Origin of the sequence: Ruegeria arenilitoris (genome assembly GCF_013032445.1) — a bacterium.
Lineage (GTDB): Bacteria > Pseudomonadota > Alphaproteobacteria > Rhodobacterales > Rhodobacteraceae > Ruegeria > Ruegeria arenilitoris_F.
This window is the reverse complement of record NZ_WQCA01000014.1, coordinates 14,054-33,474: the sequence shown is the minus strand read 5'-3', so window position 1 is coordinate 33,474 and position 19,421 is coordinate 14,054. Positions and strand designations below refer to the sequence as shown.

The window sequence follows — 19,421 nt, the reverse complement described above, 5'->3', positions numbered from 1 at the left end:
ACACCTGAGCATAAAACCCGGTGCGACAATAACAGACGCACGAAAGGATGTCGTCGCTTCCCTATGGACGACGAAATAGAGGCGGTGCACGAATAGCAAGTGTGCCCGAATGAGAATCGATGCCAGACTGGCGCCGCCCTATGCCTTACCCCGCCCTGTCGGTCAGCCTGCACTATCCTGTAGCGGGGCAAACTGTCCCTCGGGCATGTCCACAGCTCTGTAAGCTTTGACGAAGGGAAGGATGTGTTCATCCGGGCGCGCAAAGCGCCGGTACATCCAGACAATGTCAGCAATTTTTATCCCTGGACGAATTTTGTTGAGTCTGTCCCGCGCGGCAATGGCGGCGTCGCGCGGACCAAGTTCAGCCAGAATTGCGACTTCTATGGAAACCGACCACCAAATGTCCGGCTGTGCCCCTTTGCGATAGGTGCTCAGCGCTGTTTCATAATCTCCGTTCAGGAAATGATACTCGGCCAGCGCCTGGTACCAGTTTGGGTCTGCCGCATTTGGGTCCAACGTAATTGCATTTTCAACAAGAGCAGCGCCCAAATCCAGTCGCCCGGACCAAATGAACTCGTATCCGATCTGCCCTTGCAGATAACGATCCGTCCCCAATGCCAGCGCCGTTTCGGCAGACGAAAAGAACCCGTCAAGATCGCGCTGAATCTGAAGTACAAGCGCCAGAAGGAAGTGAGCGCGCGCAGAATACGGGTTCAGCGACACCGCGTTCCGCGCCGCCTCTTCCGCGCGTTGGATTTTCTCATCCTGTGCCCCTGGATACAGCCCGGTAAACAGCTTCACATCCGTCAGCAGTGCCTCGGCCAATTGCGCCCACCCGCGCCAATACTCGGGTTCGTCTTCGACAACCCGCAGGATACAGCCGCGGACGCGCTCTTGCATGTCCCGTCGGTTCAGAAAACCAACGCGCAGCAGGGAACATTCATAAGACGAGAGATGTTCCGGAGGTTTCGCACGCGCATGACCTGCGTGAAGGCGCTTGATAGCCCCGCCCGCGTCACCCACGGCAGAGGCAACTTTTTCGGTTATGCTCAGTTGAACGTCCAGAATATTTGAAGTCGTAAGACTTTCATCATACGCCCCCGACCAGACCTGAAGCCCCGAAGTTGTATCTATCAGTCGCGCTGTCACGCGCAGACGATCTGCAACCTGCCGGACTGAACCTTCCAGCACATAGTCCGCACCGAATTTCCCCCGGATACTGCGCGGGTCACTTTCGTCCGGCCCAACGGAGTGGGTGGATTGGCGGGACAGTACATTGAGGTCCTGGTAGCTGCCCAACTCAACGATGATGTCTTCGCCAATGCCTACAGCCAATAAATCGCGGGCGTCCGTATTGCTAAGGTTTTTAAATGGTAGAACCGCAATGGTCGGACCTGTTGGCTCTGTCAGCAGAGCAGCTTCATCAAAGGTCATGGCATCAACCGGCTCGTGACCAAAGCCGATCCACCACGTTAATAAGCCGACAGCCCCAAGACCAACCAGCACCGATGCACCGGTTATCAATGGAAATTTGTTTGATCGCCGTTTGGATGCGGGCGCTCTGTCGGACATGACGCGGAAAACTCGAACCGGTTCAGCGATGTTCTTCAGGTTTTTCAGTCCGAGATCCTCAAATCTGGCATCCACCTTGCCCATGGCCTGTTGGACCACACTCTCAGAAACCGCGACGCCGCCTGGGTCCGCCAGACCTTCAATGCGAGAGGCAACATTCACCCCGTCTCCATAAAGGTCCCCATCAGCGATCATGACATCACCGAGGTTTATCCCGATCCGAAGTTGCACCCGCGACCCGTTGGCAAGGGTCGGAGCAGCCTCAACCAGTGCCCGCTGGATCTCAACGCCACAGGATACAGCATCGACAACCGAAGCGAATTCGACAAGAGCACCATCCCCCATTAACTTTACGAGGCGTCCGTGATGTCTTGCGATTGCGGGATCAAAAATCTCTGAACGCAGAGTTTTGAGGGCGGACAATACCTCTGCCTCGTCGCTACCCATCAACGACGAATACCCAACGACATCGGCAGCCATGATCGCGGCGAGTCGGCGCTGCATAGGACCCTCCTGCTCACAGTCTAACGGATGTCACGAAATCTCGACAATGCATGCCCTTCTGGTAATCCAACTAATTTGGCTGTCATGGCACTGACTGAATGTCTGCTTCTAACTCGACGGCTCCTACTCTTCGCAGGTGCAGCGAATGACCGAAATCCGCCCTCTGTGCAGAAGCTAGAGGTCGAATAGCAGAAAAAGTTCGATTTCTTACCCCCTACCCTGCCCGCCTGATGCCGCCAGCTTAGACTCCGGGTTTTAATAGCCTGCGCCCTGCCGGGTATCCCAGAGACGCAGAATTTCTATCTGAGTGGGCATTACACGATAGATTAGCGTGAATGGGGTTCGCGGTACTGAAAGCTCCCGTACGTCTTGGCGTGTGTCACTTGGGTGACCTGCAAACGGGTTGGCTGCAAGAGTAAGCTGAATGGCTTTGAGCTGTGCTCGTGCCCTCTCGCTGCCTTCAGGAAAAACTGACGTGTAGTAGTAGCGGAACCATTGAATGTCCCGGGCGGTATCTTCGAGAAATACAATTTTCATTGGTTATTGGATTGCCCGCTTGCGACCGGAGCAGAGAGCTCATTCTCGGTATCCCAGCTGTCTACCCAGGCATTCATTTCGTCTGCCGTGATGAACTTACCTAGATCTGCTTTTTCGACAGCTGCATCAATGGCTGCACGCTTTGCGGCCTTGGATTCCAACATCATTCTAATTGCCCGTACAGCGAGCTGCGCAGGCGGCCGATCTTCTATCGCAGCTTCTCGTTCCAGGGACTTTCTCAAGTCTTCATCGAGACGGATTGAATATGGGCTGGTACTCATCGCAATCACCTATTTCCGCTGTGTAATACAATGTAGTACATCCGCATTCTATTCACAATAGAACGATGGCATGAACTACATCTGTTGCTCTGAACTCATGAGCGAGATGTGAATTCATAAGTACGGCCTGCTCGTCCGCGGTTATTTTGAATTTTGTGCCAACAATGCGGTTGGCTGCATGTCTCCCCGATCGATCTTTGACGTCAGAGAAATCAAATAGGCCTGGTGAGATTTTATGTTCTCCGCTCGTTGGAAAATATATCCCAAAACCATGAAACGGAGAGCTGGGCCATGTGTCGATTTCATAGCATACCAGGTCTGACCAAATCGTAGGTACTCGGCGATATCGTCCATAAGACGGTCACAATGCGTCTGATCTCGGGCAAAGCGAAGTTCCGAGCACAAGCGTGGAAAGCTGCGCTCCATTTGATCTGGAGAAACTTGAATCTGAGAATGTTTTTCTTTCTTAACTATCGGATTCAAAGAGTCCTCTTTGTGCCCCTCATTTTCATGGTCATTGGCCCTCAAATTTTCTGTATCTGCTTGTGTTATCTGGGAGATTTCCACAGAGATTTCCGCCAGAAGGTTGCCTAGTACATTTGCATCTGGTTTGCGACGCAGAGCATTGCGTACGGTGGCCATCAAATCTGAAATCGCCGTGTCGTCTGCTACGAGTTTTCTGAGGCTAGCCAGAGCGGCCGATACTTTGTCGCGGAGTAATGTGAACTCGAGAGCGCGATCAGCATGCCTCTGGGCTTCTTGGATTAACTCGGCATACCTTTCAGACAAGGGCATAAGGGACAGTCCAGTTGCGGTAACCACCCTACCCTGTCGGTCCCGGCGCGCCCAACGTTTGCCGTTTGCGCTCATGACGCGACGGATAAGCCCGAGCTCAACCAACGCTGAGATATGGCGCTCAACTGTTTGAACACTGACGTGGGTTCGTTTTGCGATTGCCACGTTGGAAGCGAAGCAGATGTGACGGTCATCCTGATCCGCAGAAATCTGATCTCCACTCATAAAGGAAACCATAGCTCTCAGGACATTGAGAGACGTGGATTTAAGCCCAAGCGGTTCCCGGGCTTCCTCAACGGCTCGAAGTAGCATCCATTTTTTAGGCGTATTACCCCCCTGCCCTGCCGTTCCCGACAAGGTTGCTCCGTTTGGAGCCAATGCTGTTACTGTTTTCATGAGTTTATGTCAGCAGACAAAGAAAACCTGTTCACCCAGAGGCGTTTTTTGTTGTCTCGTGATTCGCGGGCTGTTAGGGTTTAGGTGTCAAATCTATAACCACTAGTTGGTTTTCAGCCCTCGGAGCCGTAGGTTTCGGGGGTTTCTTTTTTGCTTTTCTCCTCTTTGCTCGTTGCCTCATGTAGAGTTAACAGTTGTTAACTCGCTTACTCCTCGGCGTTTTCTTTGAAGCGCTCGTAGGATTCCTGAACTATTTGAGAAAGGTTGTCCGAAAGCCAACGTGAGTAGGCTTCATTTTCCCCTGCTCTTTTGATCGTCATATTCACCGTTGAATTGCTGATCTTAATGACAACGTCGGGTGCCGGTCGGATTTCTTGTGCTTCTTTCTTACGAGCCAAGCTGGCTAAAAGCCCGTTTAACCGATCGTCTGAACTACCTGCGTTGAGCATCTCCAAGAGTTTCTTAGCCTTGTCCGCTGTTATCATCTTTTTTCGCAACGCATCGGCGAGTGCCGTCCACTTGGGCCGCCCGGATCTCGGTGCTGGGCCGATCATATCGCCAAGATCATCGGGAATATCGTTTGTAATTCGCTCCAATTGCGACAACGTGTTTTTTGAGATGGCCAGTGCCGTGATCACTTCAGAACGATCATATCCTTGGTTTAGAATCTCTCGCGCAAACCGGGCTCTCTCGTAGTAACTGAGGTCAACACGAGAAGAGTTCTCCAGACCCTTTGCCTGAAGCGCCTCTTTGTCATCCAACGCGCGCACCAAAGCGCGAACAGGCTGGTTTAGATACTGACAAGCTAGGATGCGGCGGCGGCCGTAAATAACCTCGAAGTGGCCGTCCGCTTCCTCAGACGGACGCAGGAGGACAGGAACCTGTTGGCCTCCTGCGTCTTTGATGCTTTCAGCCAGTTCCAGAACAGCTGGATCGACTGTTGGTTCTGCTTCGGAGTTAACAGGTGTTAACTCGATCCCAAGCCTATCTCTTGGGCCCCAGGGCAAAATAAGCGAGGTATCGATGTCTTGGATACCACCAGCTCCAACACGGACCGAAGCTATAGTGCCGCGAGGAAGTGCCGCGTTGGCGCGTTCCGTTTTTGTAGGTGGGATTGGTGGGTTTCCGGCTGCCGCTGCAATCGCTGCAGCCATGCTGGTTTTATTTTGTTTAAGTGCCATTTCAACGGCCCCACGCGGTTTGAATCATGTTTGAAACTTCGTGTCCCACGGCGTCCATACTAGATCGTGCACGGTCATAAGTAGACCGCGTCATTTCTGACCGAACAACTTCATACATAGTCATTTTCAGCATTGCAGCATCGGCAATAGCAGTGCTTCGCAGCGCAGTTGCTCCGATCACCCGATCTTGAAACAGCGCCCGCATCAGGCTTACAATTTGCTGAGACGGAGTATCGGATGGATCGTCTCGGGTTATAAGGAACCGGAAGTTGTCATGGACTATCGGAATTCCGGAGTTTTCAAACTCTTCCAGATAAGCCGAAGTCATCTCAAGAAATTGCTGCGTGGACGCTACGTCCAACATGCTCGGTGTCAGTGGTACGATTACTGAGGTCGCCGCGAACAATCCCGCCAGCGTTAGAAACCCCAACGAAGGCGGGCTATCGACAATGATCACATCATAGTTTTCCTCTACTGACTCGATAGCGTTGGAGAGTCGATTAAAGAAAGGGATGCCTTTGCGGGCGTAGACGGCGGTTTCTGTTTCAAACTCCGACAGTATTAACTGGGCAGGAGAAAGATCCAGTCCGGGGAAGTAGGTGTCCCGAATACACTCGGACATTGGGATTGGGTCTTCGTAGCGAAGGGCATCATAAATCGAATTTCCTTCAAACTCGATCTCGGGCTGTATTCCGCAAAATCCAGTTAAGCTGCCTTGTGGATCAAGGTCGATAGCCAGAACACGATAACCTTGAAGCGCAAGATAGTGACATAGGTGAATAGCTGAAGTGGATTTTGCACTGCCACCCTTGAAGTTCATAAGTTGAATAACCTGAAGCCGGTCGCTATCGCGACGGCCGGGTAGGTATTTGCCCGGCTTTCTGGAGCTACCTTCAAGGATCTGGCGCATCGCTTTGATTTCAGCCCCAGAGTAAAAGCGCCGGCCATTCTTGTTGACTTCTGGCTCCGGAAGTGAGCCCTCAGCATGGCCTTTTCGCAGGTACTGTCCGGTTGTACCAAACAGGTCGGCAACCTCAGTTGCACTGAAGAGGCGGAGGGTCTTTGACAACTCTGGCGAATACGCCTGAGTCAGGTGTGTAGTAAGTGCAACTTGTAGACGATCAGAAATTTCACGTGTAACGTGAGACTGCGTCGTCGCAGCAATGGGTGTGGTCTGTAGCATAGTTGCAGTTTTCCTGCTCATTTTTGTATGGTTGCGCAACTTGAGTACATTTAGGCACTCGTATTCCGATTCATGTCAAGAGAAAAATCAATAACTTGTGGGTCGCTGCGAAGCCCGCACAAGCGTTCTGAAGTTAACAGCTGTTAACTCATGTTTCTATTGCGCAGTTAGGAAGTGTTTTGAGGTTGCAGGATGCCGGTATAAATCGGTCTCGGATTTCGATTTTTGCGGTTGCTGAATTCGGTCAGATTGCACTCTTTACCGAAATAAGTTCTGCCACAGGTACTTTCATGCGATCACGTCGTGCTCGAGTTGCAGATGATCCAGTTGCAGAAGATTTGCCTCACGATGTTCAAAAGCTTATTTGGTCGGTTTTCTTGATAGGTGCTGACAGGCTAACCGACTTGTTAGGGTAGGGCGGGCCACCTCTGGCAACGGGTTCCCTGTACCCGCCAAATTTGTTGTGGAATGAACTCTATTCCAGTGCGGGTCTTAAGCAAAAACTTCACTGCGAACCAACAAGTGCTGATATCGCGTATCGATTGAACCAGTTTCTCTCACCCCAACAGGTCCGTCGCCGGGTTTTCTGCGATATCGACGTCGTCATAGTACTTCTGCGCCTGGGCCATGGAGCGGTGCAGCGAGAGGCGCATGGCAGCCTGGATTGGGGCGCCGTCGAGGGCAGCCTGGGTCAGAAACCCGGAACGCAGACCATGCGGCGAGGCGAAGTCCTCCGGCAACCCTGCTAACTGGAGGCGATGTTTGACGATCTGATAAATCGCGTCCGGCGAAAGCCGACGTTTCAGCACACGATCCGCTTTTGAGACTGGTCTGAACAGTGGCCCGTTTTTAATCTGCCCAACCTCGATCCAATGGACCAGCGCCTGGGCTGCGCGGCCTTTCAGCACCAGCCGCGGCGTTTCACCTTTGGTTGTCGTCTTGGTCTCCAGCAGTGAAATCCAAACCAGGCTTTTCTCGTTGAACTCCTTCAGCGAGACGTCTTCAAACATCAACCCGGTGATCTCCGAGCGCCGTCTACCACCAGAAGCCCAACCCAGCATCAAGATGGCGCGGTCGCGGCAATCCCGCCGGGACCCCCGACAGGTGGACAGCAACTGCTCGAGCACATTGCGGGTAATCGGGTGCTGCGATTTTGGGGCAGGGGGCCGGGCGGCAGCCCGGCGGGCCTTGGCACGGGCCTGCTTCACCTGCGGCGCGCCGAAAGGGCTGGTCAGGTTCTTCATTCGATGAAAGGCAAGCCAGGAGGCGATGCGCCGGTCCAGCGTCGACGGGGCAGGGCAGGCGAGGGACTTGCGCAACCCCTGAGCAATCAGCGCTTCTGCGGTTTCGCGCGCCACATCCGTTTCTGGTGCGTCATTCAGATCGCGGGCGTGATCGAGAATGAAGGCGAGGGCGGTGGCCTCAGATTCTGGCCAGTCCAGCGTCGCTGCGAACCGCGCGGACTTCCAGGCGGTGACATAAAGCAGATCCCGTTCATATGCCCGCAGCGTGTTTTCCGGTGTGCCGCGCACATAAAGATCAGTGAGCGCCTCTTGATCTGTGTCCGAGAGGGCAGGAGCGGCGGCGGGGAGGTACGGGGCAGGGGGCTTCATGTACCCATTCTGCGTCAATTTGGGTCAGATTTCAATAAATCTGATAAGCGATACTTATCGGGAATAATGGGGTTTTAGCAAAACAGAAAAAGTAATGCGCAAAAAGTCTAAATTGTGATCTTCAAGGGGCAAGCATGCCAGCGTCATTAATGAATTCGACGCCCACGCAAGGCTGATTTTCGAGGTTCCGTTGCAAAGTTTGCAGTTGTTCGGAAACCCGCTTTTGTGCCGATGGGTTTCCCAGGACTAGCACTCCATGATCTGCGCGGCATGCAAACGGTCGCTTCCCGCGCTTCACGATCCCTTTGGGCCAGCACGACAGGTGTCGGGCTTCTAATTCGACAAAGCTACACCTTCCACTGTAATCCTATGCATTAGGCGCCGGAATCCGTGATAGTCATTGATCGCCTTGTGCCAAGTCGCGCGGTTGTCCCACATGGTGATATCACCTGCCTGCCAGCGGACACGGGCTTGAAATTCGGGCTGCCTGCAATGCTCATAGAGCATGTTGAGGACGGCCGCAGATTCGTCGGCCGTCAGACCTTCGATATGCGTGGTGAAGACAGGGTTTACGAACAATCCGCGGCGCCCGCTGAGAGGATGCGTGATGACAACAGGATGGCGCGCATCTTGCGTCGCCGCTTCGGCATTGCCCAACCGTCCGCTTTTGGCCGCTTCGCTCTCCAACGTGGTCACACCGAAGGCATGCCGCGACGAATGCACGGCCGTCAGACCATCCAGAAACCCGCGCATGGTGGCCGACAGCGCCTCATAGGCCGCGCCCATCGACACGAACAGCGTGTCACCGCCGTAGGGGGGCATTTCGATCGCATGCAGGATCGATCCCATCGCCGGGGCCTGGTCATAGGAATGATCTGTGTGCCAGCCTTCGCCTACCGCTTCTTTCTGGTCCTTTTCCTTCAGGACGGTTGCGATTTCAGGGTGCCCGTCGACTGGTTTGAAAAAGCGGTTCACGTTGATCGGACCGAAGCGGCGCGCGAAGTCCAGGTGGTCTTCCGGGGCAATGTTTTGCCCTCTGAGAACAATGACAGAGTATTTGGCGAAGGCTTCGTGGATTTCCGCAAACTGCGCTCTGTTTCTTACATCAGCTCCGAAAATTTCCGCTCCCAGGCCGCCAGTCAAAGGTCTGATGTCCATCGGTTCTCTCCCTGTTTTCCAGCAAGAAGAGTAGGAGATTGCTTAAGATCGGAAAAACTGAATTAATCTGGCGTAAAGGATGATTTTCCTGATGGTTAGATTTTCACTACGTCAACTTGCCTTTCTGTCGGAAATCGCCCGTTGCGATGGCATCGCGCCCGCGGCGCGAAACCTGAACGTCTCCGCTGCGGCAATCTCCTCGGCGCTTGACAAACTCGAAGCGGTCACTGGCCTGACCTTGTTTGATCGTTTTCCCGCACGGGGCATGCGGCTGACCCGCGCGGGTGCGGAGTTCCTTGCCGATGCAGAAGCGCTGCTGACGCGGGCAAAGGCCCTGGACCGACGGGCCGCCGACATGGCCAAGGGGGAAACCGGCACGATTCGGATCGGGACGCACTACGCCATTGCCCAGCGGATCGTATTGCCTGCGGTTCTGACCTTCCGCGAGCGCAATCCCTGCGTGCGTATCGAAGTCGAGGAAGATGATTTTCCAAGCCTCGTTGCGGCACTTGATGCAGGAGACGTCGATGCGCTTGTTGTTTTCAATCAGGGTTTTGATGACGCGCGTTTCGATGTCGAACGCCTAAAGGAATTGCCGCCTTTGGTTTTGTTACCCGCAATGCACCCTTTGGCAAATGCAGACAGCGTGCAGCTCGAGGATCTGTCCGATATTCCCTACATTTCCGTATCGCGCGCTGGTCCCGGCCCCAGCTATCTTGACTTGTTGCGGGCTGCTGGTCTTGACCCGGAGGTGCCACTGACGTCGCAATCTCGCGAAATGGTTCAGGCTTATGTGGGAAAGGGATTGGGTTATACCCTGGTTGGCTTCCCGCCAGGCCGGAACCTGACGATTGAAGGCGATGCTGTCGTCACGCGTCCGCTCTCGCAAGAGATTGGCCACTTCGAGGTCGCCATTGCCGTAGCAAAGGCCGTGCAGCAGACGGATCTGGTAACAGCGTTTCTGGATATGTGCCGGAACCAGGTTTAAACAGCAGTGGCGCGCGGAACTTGAATCGGCATTTCGGTCCGCAACAGACTTACCCAGAGACGCAGAATGTTCAAAATCTCCCTGGCTTGCATGGTCCGCTTTCCGAGCCGGTGCCAAGCGATGGATCCCGGAATTGGCATGTTGTTTCGAGAGCAATCCCTGATCACCGATAGGTCTGTTCAACAATGCTGATTTGTTTGATCCCATCCAGATGAGGCATACTTCGCCCCATCAGCCCCTCAACCTGCCGAAACTTAGAGACAAACTCCTTGGTCTACGATCGCTTGTTTGCCATTTTCGGTCCGCTGTTTCCTAACCGTAGCGGTGGATCAGTTCAGATGGGGAGATTCAAGATTTTGTTACATCGAAAGAATCGAAAGGAGACGATTCAAATCTTCTTTTCTTGCAGAAGATTGGGCACAAGAAACTGATGCGGGCTATCAGTGTCTTGCGCGTGTACAGCCAAAGGTGAAAATTGGCGCGATCCGTGGGGTTGAGCACGCTCTGATATCAGGGAACTTTCTGCAGCTCGTGTCGTCTTTGTGGCTTTTTTGTCGAATGAGTATGTATCGCTTGAGCACAGAAACTCGCAAGAAGTCTGTCGAACTTATTGCGAGACTCTCATGCGCTATTCTGGTTTCCGAGTTATAAAAGAAGCCTTCGGCGGGCATAAAGGCTGGAAACCCGCCTGGCGGGATCCATCCCCCCAAAAGGACTATGACTTCGTCATCATAGGTGGCGGGGGTCATGGGCTTGCAACAGCCTATTACCTTGCCAAAGAGTTCGGCGAGAGCCGTATTGCGGTGCTCGAAAAGGGTTGGATCGGCAGTGGGAACGTTGGGCGTAACACCACGATGATCCGTTCGAACTACCTGCTTGATGGGAACGAACCTTTCTATGAAATGTCCCTCAAGCTTTGGGAAGGGTTGGAGCAGGATTTCAATTTCAACGCGATGGTATCCCAGCGCGGGCTATTGAATCTTTTGCACTCTGACTCACAGGTCGATGCAGCACGCCGGCGCGGCAATGCAATGATCCTGAATGGGTCCGACGCAGAGCTTTTGACACCTGAAGGTGTGCGTAAGCTGTACCCATTCCTGGATTTTGAAAATCAGCGCTTTCCGATCTATGGCGGTTTGCTTCATCGTCGCGGCGGTACAGTGCGTCACGACGCGGTTGCGTGGGGGTATGCGCGTGGTGCCGATCAGCGTGGCGTCGATATCATCCAGAACTGTGAGGTCACGGGCTTCAAGATCGAAAACGGCAAGGTCCTCGGCGTTGAGACCTCGCGCGGATATATTGGTGCCCGAAAGGTCGGGTGTGTCGTGGCCGGGTCTTCCAGCCGTGTGATGCAGATGACTGGCATGCGACTTCCGATCGAAAGCCATGTATTGCAGGCCTTTGTTTCGGAAGGTCTGAAGCCGGTCCTGCCTGGCGTTATCACCTTTGGTGTCGGGCATTTCTATGCAACCCAGTCGGATAAGGGTGGCTTGGTGTTTGGCGGAGATCTTGATGGCTACAACTCTTACGCTCAACGCGGAAATCTGCCTATTGTAGAGCATGTTGCCGCAATCGGCGCGTCCTTGTTCCCGGCACTCAGCCGAGTGAGGATGCTTCGGTCATGGGGTGGCATCATGGACATGTCAATGGACGGGTCGCCGTTCATTGATCGCACTCCCATAGACGGCCTCTACTTCAATGGTGGCTGGTGCTACGGCGGATTCAAAGCAACCCCTGCATCGGGTATGTGCTTTGCGCATCTTCTCAGTACCGGCAGACCACATGCGAATGCACAAGCTTATCGTTTGGATCGCTTCATGAGCGGCCGGATGATAGATGAGGCGGGCCAGGGCGCCCAACCAAACTTGCACTGACGGGGGGCGTATCATGATTATAAATCATCCGCTTTTGGGGCCGCGGGATTCTCAGGAATTTTCCTATCTGGGCGATGCGAGTCTGTTGGATCGTCCGGATTGGCATGACGTGAGTGCTCTGCAGAAATTCCACGACTATCTTTATCTGCGTGACAATCCGGCCGGCGAGCACAGAGAGTTGTGGTATCACGAAGCCGGGGATCGTTCGTGGCTGGTGGTGACGCGCAACACACTTACCCACGAAATCTCCAAGGTCGAGCTGGCGCAGGACGTCGCTGATCGGAAAGATCACAAGAAATGACTCAGTTGAATCGTTTGAACGGTGGCCTGATTAGTCGCGGCAGCCCCCTGAACTTCACCTTTGATGGAAAAGAGTACGCCGGATACCAAGGAGATACCCTTGCGTCCGCACTTTTGGCCAATGGCGTCCGGCTCATGGGACGATCGTTCAAGTATCACCGGCCTCGCGGTGTTATTGCGTCTGGGTCTGAAGAGCCGAACGCTTTGGTCGAACTCCGCACTCGGGGACGGCAGGAACCGAATACACGTGCAACTGTTACCGAGCTGTTTGGCGGCCTTTCCGCCCGTTCGCAGAACCGATTTCCGTCATTGAAGCATGACTTTATGGCGATCAATGATCGGCTTAGCAATTTTCTGTCGGCAGGTTTCTATTACAAGACATTCATGTGGCCGGCCCCCTTGTGGGAAAAGCTTTACGAGCCGATCATCCGCAAAGCCGCAGGCCTCGGGAGCGTGTCGCTTGATCCTGACCCGGATACGTATGAGCATGGTTATCTGCACTGCGATTTGCTGATTGTTGGGTCGGGCCCTGCGGGTCTGGCGGCGGCGCTGACAGCTGCGCGCGCGGGCGCGCGCGTGGTTCTTGCGGAAGAAGATTTTGAGATGGGAGGGCGACTGATTGCTGAAAGCTCTTCTTTCGTCAACCAGTCCGGCGCCGAATGGGTCGCCGGGGTTCTGGAAGAACTGGGTGCCCTGCCAAACGTGCGTTTGATGAAGCGTGCAACCGTTCACGGTGCTTATGACCATGGTACCTATGGCGTTGTCGAGCGTGTGGCAGACCATTTGGCAGAACCACCCGCCGGGACACCCCGGCAAATCCACTGGCGCATCTATGCCCGAAAGGCGGTGCTGTGTGCGGGTGCAACAGAGCGACCCATTGCGTTCGAAAACAATGATCGACCAGGGATTATGCTGGCTGGTGCGGTGCGGGCCTATGTCAACCGATGGGCTGCTGCACCGGCTCAAACCGTTGCGGTTTTTACCAATAATGACGATGGCCACCGCACGGCAAAAGACCTGCTTGCCAAAGACGTCAATGTTTCAGCAGTTATCGATGTGCGTCACGACGCGCCCGATGTGGATGGTGCTGAACTGTTCAAGGGGGCTCAGGTCGTCGACAGCACGGGCAAGTTGGGGCTCGAAAGTGTCAAACTGCGCCTGTCCAACGGTGAAATCAGAACCATCGACTGTGGCGCTCTGGCTGTGTCAGGAGGGTGGAACCCTAACGTTCATCTGACCTGTCATCAGCGCGGCCGACCTATATGGGATGACGAAATAGCCGCCTTCGTACCCGACACAAAGTTGCCGGTTGGGTTGTCGGTGGCGGGTGCAGCCAATGGTGTCTTCTCGACCGCTGCTGCGCTGAAAACTGGCATGAAAACCGCGAAGAAAGCGCTTTTGGATCTTGATATTCAGGCACCCACGGTTGCGCTGCCCGAGGCCGAGGATTCGGCCATGAACCTCAAGCCCTTCTGGTTTGTCAAAGAGGGGCGTGGACGGGCATGGCTAGATTATCAGAATGATGTGACAGTCAAGGATGTGCGACTGGCGCATCAGGAAGGTTACAAATCCCCTGAGCATCTGAAACGCTACACCACCCTTGGTATGGCGACGGATCAAGGGAAAACGGCCAATGTTCTAGGGCTGGCGGTTATGTCAGAGATGACCGGGGCGTCGATCCCGGAAACTGGGACAACGATCTTCCGTCCGCCTTATACGCCAATCGCTCTTGGCACATTGGCCGGAAGCACAACAGGCAGGCATCTGGCGCCAACGCGCAAAACACCTAGTCATGTCTGGGCGCAAGAGCTTGGTGCCGAGTTTGTTGAGGCCGGAAATTGGCTGCGCGCGCGTTGGTTCAAGAAGCCCGGCGAAAAGACCTGGCAAGAAACTGTGAACCGGGAAGTTACGACCGTCCGATCTCGGGTAGGTCTCTGCGATGTTTCGACCCTTGGCAAGATTGACGTGCAGGGTACCGACGCCGCAGAGTTTTTGAACAAAGTTTACGCGAACGCATTCGCCAAACTGCCGGTAGGTAAGACGCGCTATGGCTTGATGTTGCGCGAAGATGGTATCGTCTATGACGACGGCACAGCCGCGCGCCTTGCAGAGGATCATTTTGTCGTAACGACAACCACGGCAAATGCTGTGCTTGTATACCGAAACATGGAATTTGCCCGGCAATGCCTGTGGCCGGAACTGGATGTGCAGCTCATTTCGACCACGGAGGCCTGGGCTCAATATGCCGTCGCTGGTCCCCGTTCACGTGATCTGTTGCGAAAGATCGTGGATGCCGAGTTTGATATTTCGAATGAAGCATTTCCGTTTATGGCATGTGGCGAAATTACGGTGTGCGGCGGTTTCAAGGCCCGTTTGTTCCGGATCTCGTTCAGCGGCGAGCTGGCTTATGAAATTGCGGTTCCCCGTCGATATGGTGACGCGCTGATCCGCGCCCTGATGGCCGCCGGAGAAGAGTTTGGCGTTGCACCCTATGGCACCGAGGCGCTTGACGTTCTTCGGATCGAAAAAGGTCATGCCATCGGCAACGAATTGAACGGAACCACTACCGCGCTGAACCTCGGTCTGGGGAAAATGGTGAACAGGAAAAAGGACTGTATAGGTCAGGTTCTAAGTACCCGCGAAGAATTGGCTGACCCTGAAGGGCTGCGATTGGTTGGGTTCAAACCCGTCAATCGCACTGACAAAATTGTTGGGGGCGCGCACTTGATGAACAAGGACGAACCGACTGACATAAAAAACGATCAGGGTTACATCACCTCAGCCGGTTTCTCGGCGACCTTGGGGCACTCGATTGCGATCGGGTTCCTGAAAAACGGATCTGGGCGGATCGGTGAACTGGTTCGGGCAGTAAACCCACTGCAAGAAAGCGAAATCGAAGTCGAAGTCGTAAGCGCCCATTTTGTTGACCCAGAAGGAGACCGTCTCCGTGCTTGACCTGAACCCAATCACCCCTTTGGGGGCAACAACTCCGCAACAAGAGCAGTACGAAGGCCTTACGATCGGCGAAGTCTTTGACCGGGCAATGGTATCGATCAGCAGCCGCCATGGCCGAAATCAGGATCTGATGTCGCGCGTGTCCGAAAAGCTGGATCTAAAGCTGCCCGGCGTTTCTGAGTTTACCGTGAATGGGGACTTCGGCGCATTCTGGACTGCCTCGGATCAGTGGATGTTTGACGCGCCGCATGATGCAAAAAGTTGCCTTGCTGTTAAGATAAAAGAGATCGTCGGTGACGCGGCGTCTGTGACAGATCAGACAGATGGCTGGTGTCGCTTCCGGTTAAGTGGTCCACAAAGCGTCGAGATTTTTCAGTTCCTTTGCACTGTTGATGTTTCTGCTTTGGTGCAAGGGCAGGTCGTCAAAACACTGATTGAGCATACCGGCTGCTTTGTCCTGTGTCGTGAAGAAGTATTTGAATATGAAATCATAGGACCTGTTTCAGTGGCCAGTGATGTGCTGCATGCGCTGCAAGCATCCGCGCGGACTTTGAGCTCAGTGCGCAAAGCTCAGTAGCCGGAAAAATGATTACATCGAGATTTTCCCGGGAGTGGGTATTAATTGGGAGAATTAGCGATCGCATTGGCGCGCGGGCACTTCTCAGCGGCTTACCAAAAGCTGACTGGTTGCTCGGGGACCGCGCTGTGGTAGCGACAAGTTCCGAGACGCCTTGAAAGACAAAGGGATAGACCAGCAACAGAACTGTATGTTGCAATCGAACCTTTCTGCAATTTACTGTTTGAAAAGCCCCGCTACCGTCAACTCAGATGAACCGATCGGCAAACTCAGAATTGAGGGGGCAACTTCCAAACTGGTTACCCTGTTGCCTGATGCGCGAAAGAGGTCAGGCAAAATAAATGGCCAGCGCGACCAGCCCAACGCAATTGGCAAGGCCCCAAAGCAGCATCTGGAAGTGAGTATTCTGACCTCCTTCATGCCCGAACCAGTAGCAAAAGTAGTTCCCTGCGATCAGAAAACCGGCCCAGGTGGCGCAGAACATCATTGCGCCAATCAAGCCCAGCGACAGTCCTGTCGAAATAACGACAAGGCCCGAGGCTGCGCCGGCCAACGCTCCCACACCAAGCCAAAGCCCGGCGACGGCCAAAATTTCCCAGCCGACGATGAACGAGAACAATCGGCGTCGGATCTTACGGTTGGTGAGCCTCCGATAAGCAACATGCACGTAGGCTTCCGGATATTCCTCACGCATCCTCTCCATATCCATGACCTGCGCCGTATAGGTTTCGTTCAAGAACGGGTGAAACAGGTTCTCGAACACACCTATCGTCAGCCAAGCCGCCATGAACGCCAGGTTGATGCACCCGGCAACAAGTAAAACAGTATCCAGCATCTTCTATCCGTGATTCTTGCCTGCCCGGGACCGGCCCGGACAGGCAGCAAGGTTTAGGATTCCCAATACATGTATTGTGGGTAAAGCTCGTTCGAAATATGCACCGCGGCCCCTTTCAGGTTGCTTTTGCAGTGGTTGTGGAGCGCCCGCCAGTAGGGCTGGATGATCACGCCTTGATCAATCATGATCTGTTCCAGCTTGGTCATGATCTCGCGCCGGGCATCCGGGTCCGGCGTGGCCAGAGCCTGATCGACCAGCGCGTCGAACTCGGCATTTTCGAAACCTGTCTCGCTCCAGCTCGCGCCGCTTTTGTAAGCCAGCGCGTATGTCTGGATGCCAAGCGGGCGGTGGTTCCAGTTGGTGACCGAGAAGGGGTATGTCGCCCATTCGTTCCAGAAGGTCGAAGACGGATAGACCGTGCGTTTCACCTTGATGCCCGTGTCACGCAACTGACCGGCAATCGCATCGCCCGTGGCCTTCCAGAATGCGCTATCGAGTGTGATAAGGTCGAACTCGTAATCGCTCATCCCGGCTTCTCCCAACAAGGCCATGGCAGCCGCGGCATCGCGCTTTGGGGCGCCGATATCGGCATATTCGGGATGCTTGGGCGAGACGTGGTGGTTTTCGGCGACGCTGCCCAGATTGTTATAGGCAAGCTCCAGAACCGTGGCGTTGTCGACCGCCAGGGCCAGCGCGCGGCGCACGCGGGCATCTGCATAGATCTTCTTGCCGTCGACCTCGGTCTGCTGATTGCACCGCGCCAACACTGTGGCGGCGGTGTCCACTTCGTTTTTGGTCCAGCCGTCCAGGCTGTCGAATGCAGCGATATAGTCGCCCTCGGTGTCGTAAGTGACGTCATACTCATCGGCTTCGGCCCCGGCGAAATAGGCGCTTGGGTCGGCCCCAAAATCGATGAATTCGACCCGGTCCATATAAGCGCCATTGCCGGCATTCCACCATTCATGCCCTTCATTTCGCACCAGTGCTGCACTGTCTCCGACACTGTAGCTTTCCGGCAGATAAGCGCCCGTGCCGATCGCGTTGTCGAGCATGCTGGCTTCGTCGAAACTTGGGTGAACGATGGCTGCGGGATAGTCCGCCAGACCAGCAATCAGCGAAATATCCGACCGCGGCAGGGTCAGGCGAATGGTATGGCTGTCGACAACCTCCAGAACACCGTCCATCATTTTGCCGCTGTCCGGATCAACGATCACCGCGAACTTATTCGCCATGGCATTGCCTTCAACGGTGCTGTAGCAAAAACGTTCGATGTTGAAGGCAACATCATCAGCGGTGAAATCATCGCCATTGTTCCACTTCACACCCTTGCGGACGTTCAGAACATATTCGGTGGCATCATCGTTGATTTCCCAGCTCTCCAACAGGATCGGGGTGAACGTGCCGTCCGAGTTGTACTGGACCAGATATTCCAGCCAGCCGCGCGTGAAGGTCGCCAGCGAGTTGAAATCGAATTTGCGCGGATCGCGCATTGTCACCAGCTGCTGTTGGATGCGGACGGTGCCGCCCATTTGCGCATCGGTGGCCGCTCGGGCAGGGGCGGCCATTCCCATCATGGCATAGGCTGTTGCGGCACTTGCGCCAAAGCTACACGCGGTTGCCAGAAACTCGCGCCGTGAGACCGGCTCGGCGTCGGATTTCGGCGCCGAGTTTATCAGGGTTTCCGGCAGTGGGTTGCCGCTGCGTGTTTTAAACGTCATTTGCCTTTCCTCTCTGTTGGGTCGTGAGGTGGACCGCCCGCAAGGCGGGGTTTGGTTGTTCCGGTTCAGGCCGGAACGCGGATTAGATCGATACCGTCTGTTTCGGTGGCTGTACTGCAGATGCTCGACAGCGTGCGAGGCTGTTCATAGGGCCAGGGAGTACCGCGATGCATGACGGCGCGCTGATCCCAGATCAGCACATCGCCAACGTTCCACCGATGGGAATAAACGAATTCCGGCTGTGTACAGAACGCAATCAACTCGTCCAGAAGCGCCTGGCTTTCGGTCTCGTCATAGCCGTCGACTTTGAAGGCATGGCTTGCGACATAGAGTGCCTCCTGCCCGTTAGTCGGGTTCTGCCACACAGCATTCCAGTGCTGGTCGGGCCATTTATTGAACATTGGCAACTTTGCCAGTTCCGGAGAAATCTTTCGCCGTGAATGGCTGTAGCGGTGCCAGATGCCGCGGTTGCGAACGCGCTCCTTCAACTCTTCAGGCATCGCTGCCCAGGCAGCGCGGGTGCTGGCAAGCTCGGTCGCGCCGCCTTCGGTGGTGACGACCCGACCGATCAGGATATTGGTTAGCGCCGGGGTGGGCAGAAAAGTGCTGTCGGAATGCCACAGGAAGTTCGATTTCAGGTTCAGCGTCTTGAGGTCCATTTCACCGGTGGTTGAGCCGTCTTCCTGCACGTTCGACACCTTGGGAACTTCGAACTTCTCGCCGGGCTTGCGTTCATCCGCCTGCCGGTCCTCGATCGGACCGAACAGTTTCGCAAGCGCCATGTGTTGTTCGTCGCTCACGTCCTGCCCGCGAAACAGCAGGGCGGAATGTTCTTCGAACAGCGCACGCAACTCAGGGAACAGATTGTCAGCCCGCACGCCCGCCAGATCGATCCCAGAGACCTCGACCCCGAACTGCGGTGTCAGCGGTTTTGTCTGAATGGTCGTCATGTTC

16 protein-coding genes and 1 pseudogene are annotated in these 19,421 nt (G+C 54.7%); 6 read left to right on the top strand and 11 right to left on the bottom strand.

All coding sequences use genetic code 11. From position 1 onward, the window contains the following. Nucleotides 1-162: 162 nt before the first annotated feature. From GOW98_RS19275 to GOW98_RS19240, 8 genes are all read right to left on the bottom strand, one after another. On the bottom strand, nucleotides 163-2,076 hold the full coding sequence (locus GOW98_RS19275; RefSeq protein WP_170335043.1) for an adenylate/guanylate cyclase domain-containing protein: 1,914 nt from the start codon (nucleotides 2,074-2,076) through the stop codon (nucleotides 163-165). Nucleotides 2,077-2,331: 255 nt separating this feature from the next. Then, nucleotides 2,332-2,613 (bottom strand): type II toxin-antitoxin system RelE/ParE family toxin, encoded by a 282-nt coding sequence (locus GOW98_RS26335; protein ID WP_170335041.1) that lies wholly within the window; start codon nucleotides 2,611-2,613, stop codon nucleotides 2,332-2,334. Continuing rightward, complete coding sequence (locus GOW98_RS19265) at nucleotides 2,610-2,894, bottom strand: CopG family ribbon-helix-helix protein (protein WP_170335039.1); 285 nt, start codon at nucleotides 2,892-2,894, stop codon at nucleotides 2,610-2,612. The genes GOW98_RS26335 and GOW98_RS19265 overlap by 4 nt, the downstream gene beginning before the upstream one ends. Before the next feature lie 141 nt (nucleotides 2,895-3,035). Continuing rightward, the gene (locus tag GOW98_RS19260; RefSeq protein WP_170335037.1) at nucleotides 3,036-4,085 is read right to left on the bottom strand and encodes a helix-turn-helix domain-containing protein; all 1,050 of its coding nucleotides are present in this window, start codon (nucleotides 4,083-4,085) and stop codon (nucleotides 3,036-3,038) included. 206 nt (nucleotides 4,086-4,291) lie between these two features. Next, nucleotides 4,292-5,266: a plasmid partitioning protein RepB gene (gene repB, locus GOW98_RS19255; protein WP_170335035.1), complete on the bottom strand. Its 975-nt coding sequence runs from the start codon at nucleotides 5,264-5,266 to the stop codon at nucleotides 4,292-4,294. Nucleotide 5,267: 1 nt separating this feature from the next. Next, entirely contained in the window at nucleotides 5,268-6,449 is a 1,182-nt protein-coding gene (repA, locus tag GOW98_RS19250; RefSeq protein WP_254438077.1) for a plasmid partitioning protein RepA, read from the bottom strand. A 557-nt stretch (nucleotides 6,450-7,006) separates the two neighbouring features. Then, complete coding sequence (locus GOW98_RS19245; protein WP_170335031.1) at nucleotides 7,007-8,062, bottom strand: tyrosine-type recombinase/integrase; 1,056 nt, start codon at nucleotides 8,060-8,062, stop codon at nucleotides 7,007-7,009. Between the two features lie 333 nt (nucleotides 8,063-8,395). Further along, entirely contained in the window at nucleotides 8,396-9,220 is an 825-nt protein-coding gene (locus GOW98_RS19240) for a TauD/TfdA dioxygenase family protein (RefSeq protein ID WP_170335029.1), read from the bottom strand. Nucleotides 9,221-9,311: 91 nt separating this feature from the next. Here GOW98_RS19240 and GOW98_RS19235 point away from each other — a divergent pair, with 91 nt between their 5' ends. The 6 genes and pseudogenes from GOW98_RS19235 to GOW98_RS25820 form a co-directional block, all read left to right on the top strand. Then, a complete protein-coding gene (locus GOW98_RS19235) occupies nucleotides 9,312-10,208 on the top strand; it encodes a LysR family transcriptional regulator (protein WP_170335027.1) in 897 nt (298 codons plus the stop codon). A gap of 623 nt (nucleotides 10,209-10,831) precedes the next feature. Further along, nucleotides 10,832-12,082, top strand: a complete 1,251-nt coding sequence (locus tag GOW98_RS19230; RefSeq protein ID WP_170335025.1) for a sarcosine oxidase subunit beta family protein — start codon at nucleotides 10,832-10,834, stop codon at nucleotides 12,080-12,082. Between the two features lie 13 nt (nucleotides 12,083-12,095). After that, complete coding sequence (locus GOW98_RS19225; protein ID WP_170335023.1) at nucleotides 12,096-12,383, top strand: sarcosine oxidase subunit delta; 288 nt, start codon at nucleotides 12,096-12,098, stop codon at nucleotides 12,381-12,383. After that, a complete protein-coding gene (locus tag GOW98_RS19220; RefSeq protein ID WP_170335021.1) occupies nucleotides 12,380-15,337 on the top strand; it encodes a sarcosine oxidase subunit alpha family protein in 2,958 nt (985 codons plus the stop codon). The genes GOW98_RS19225 and GOW98_RS19220 overlap by 4 nt, the downstream gene beginning before the upstream one ends. After that, on the top strand, nucleotides 15,330-15,914 hold the full coding sequence (locus tag GOW98_RS19215) for a sarcosine oxidase subunit gamma (RefSeq protein WP_170335019.1): 585 nt from the start codon (nucleotides 15,330-15,332) through the stop codon (nucleotides 15,912-15,914). Before GOW98_RS19220 ends, GOW98_RS19215 begins: the two co-directional genes overlap by 8 nt. Nucleotides 15,915-15,961: 47 nt before the next feature. Continuing rightward, nucleotides 15,962-16,086, top strand: a pseudogene (locus GOW98_RS25820) (IS5/IS1182 family transposase); the annotation flags it as partial. Between the two features lie 156 nt (nucleotides 16,087-16,242). On the opposite strand, the gene GOW98_RS19210 reads toward GOW98_RS25820, so the two are convergent. The 3 genes from GOW98_RS19210 to GOW98_RS19200 all read right to left on the bottom strand — a co-directional run bounded on the left by GOW98_RS19210 (nucleotide 16,243) and on the right by GOW98_RS19200 (nucleotide 19,417). Continuing rightward, the gene (locus tag GOW98_RS19210; RefSeq protein WP_170335017.1) at nucleotides 16,243-16,749 is read right to left on the bottom strand and encodes a DUF2165 family protein; all 507 of its coding nucleotides are present in this window, start codon (nucleotides 16,747-16,749) and stop codon (nucleotides 16,243-16,245) included. Between the two features lie 53 nt (nucleotides 16,750-16,802). Then, on the bottom strand, nucleotides 16,803-18,467 hold the full coding sequence (locus tag GOW98_RS19205; protein ID WP_170335015.1) for an ABC transporter substrate-binding protein: 1,665 nt from the start codon (nucleotides 18,465-18,467) through the stop codon (nucleotides 16,803-16,805). Nucleotides 18,468-18,532: 65 nt separating this feature from the next. Beyond that, nucleotides 18,533-19,417: a TauD/TfdA dioxygenase family protein gene (locus GOW98_RS19200; protein WP_170335013.1), complete on the bottom strand. Its 885-nt coding sequence runs from the start codon at nucleotides 19,415-19,417 to the stop codon at nucleotides 18,533-18,535. Between the last annotated feature and the right edge of the window lie 4 nt (nucleotides 19,418-19,421).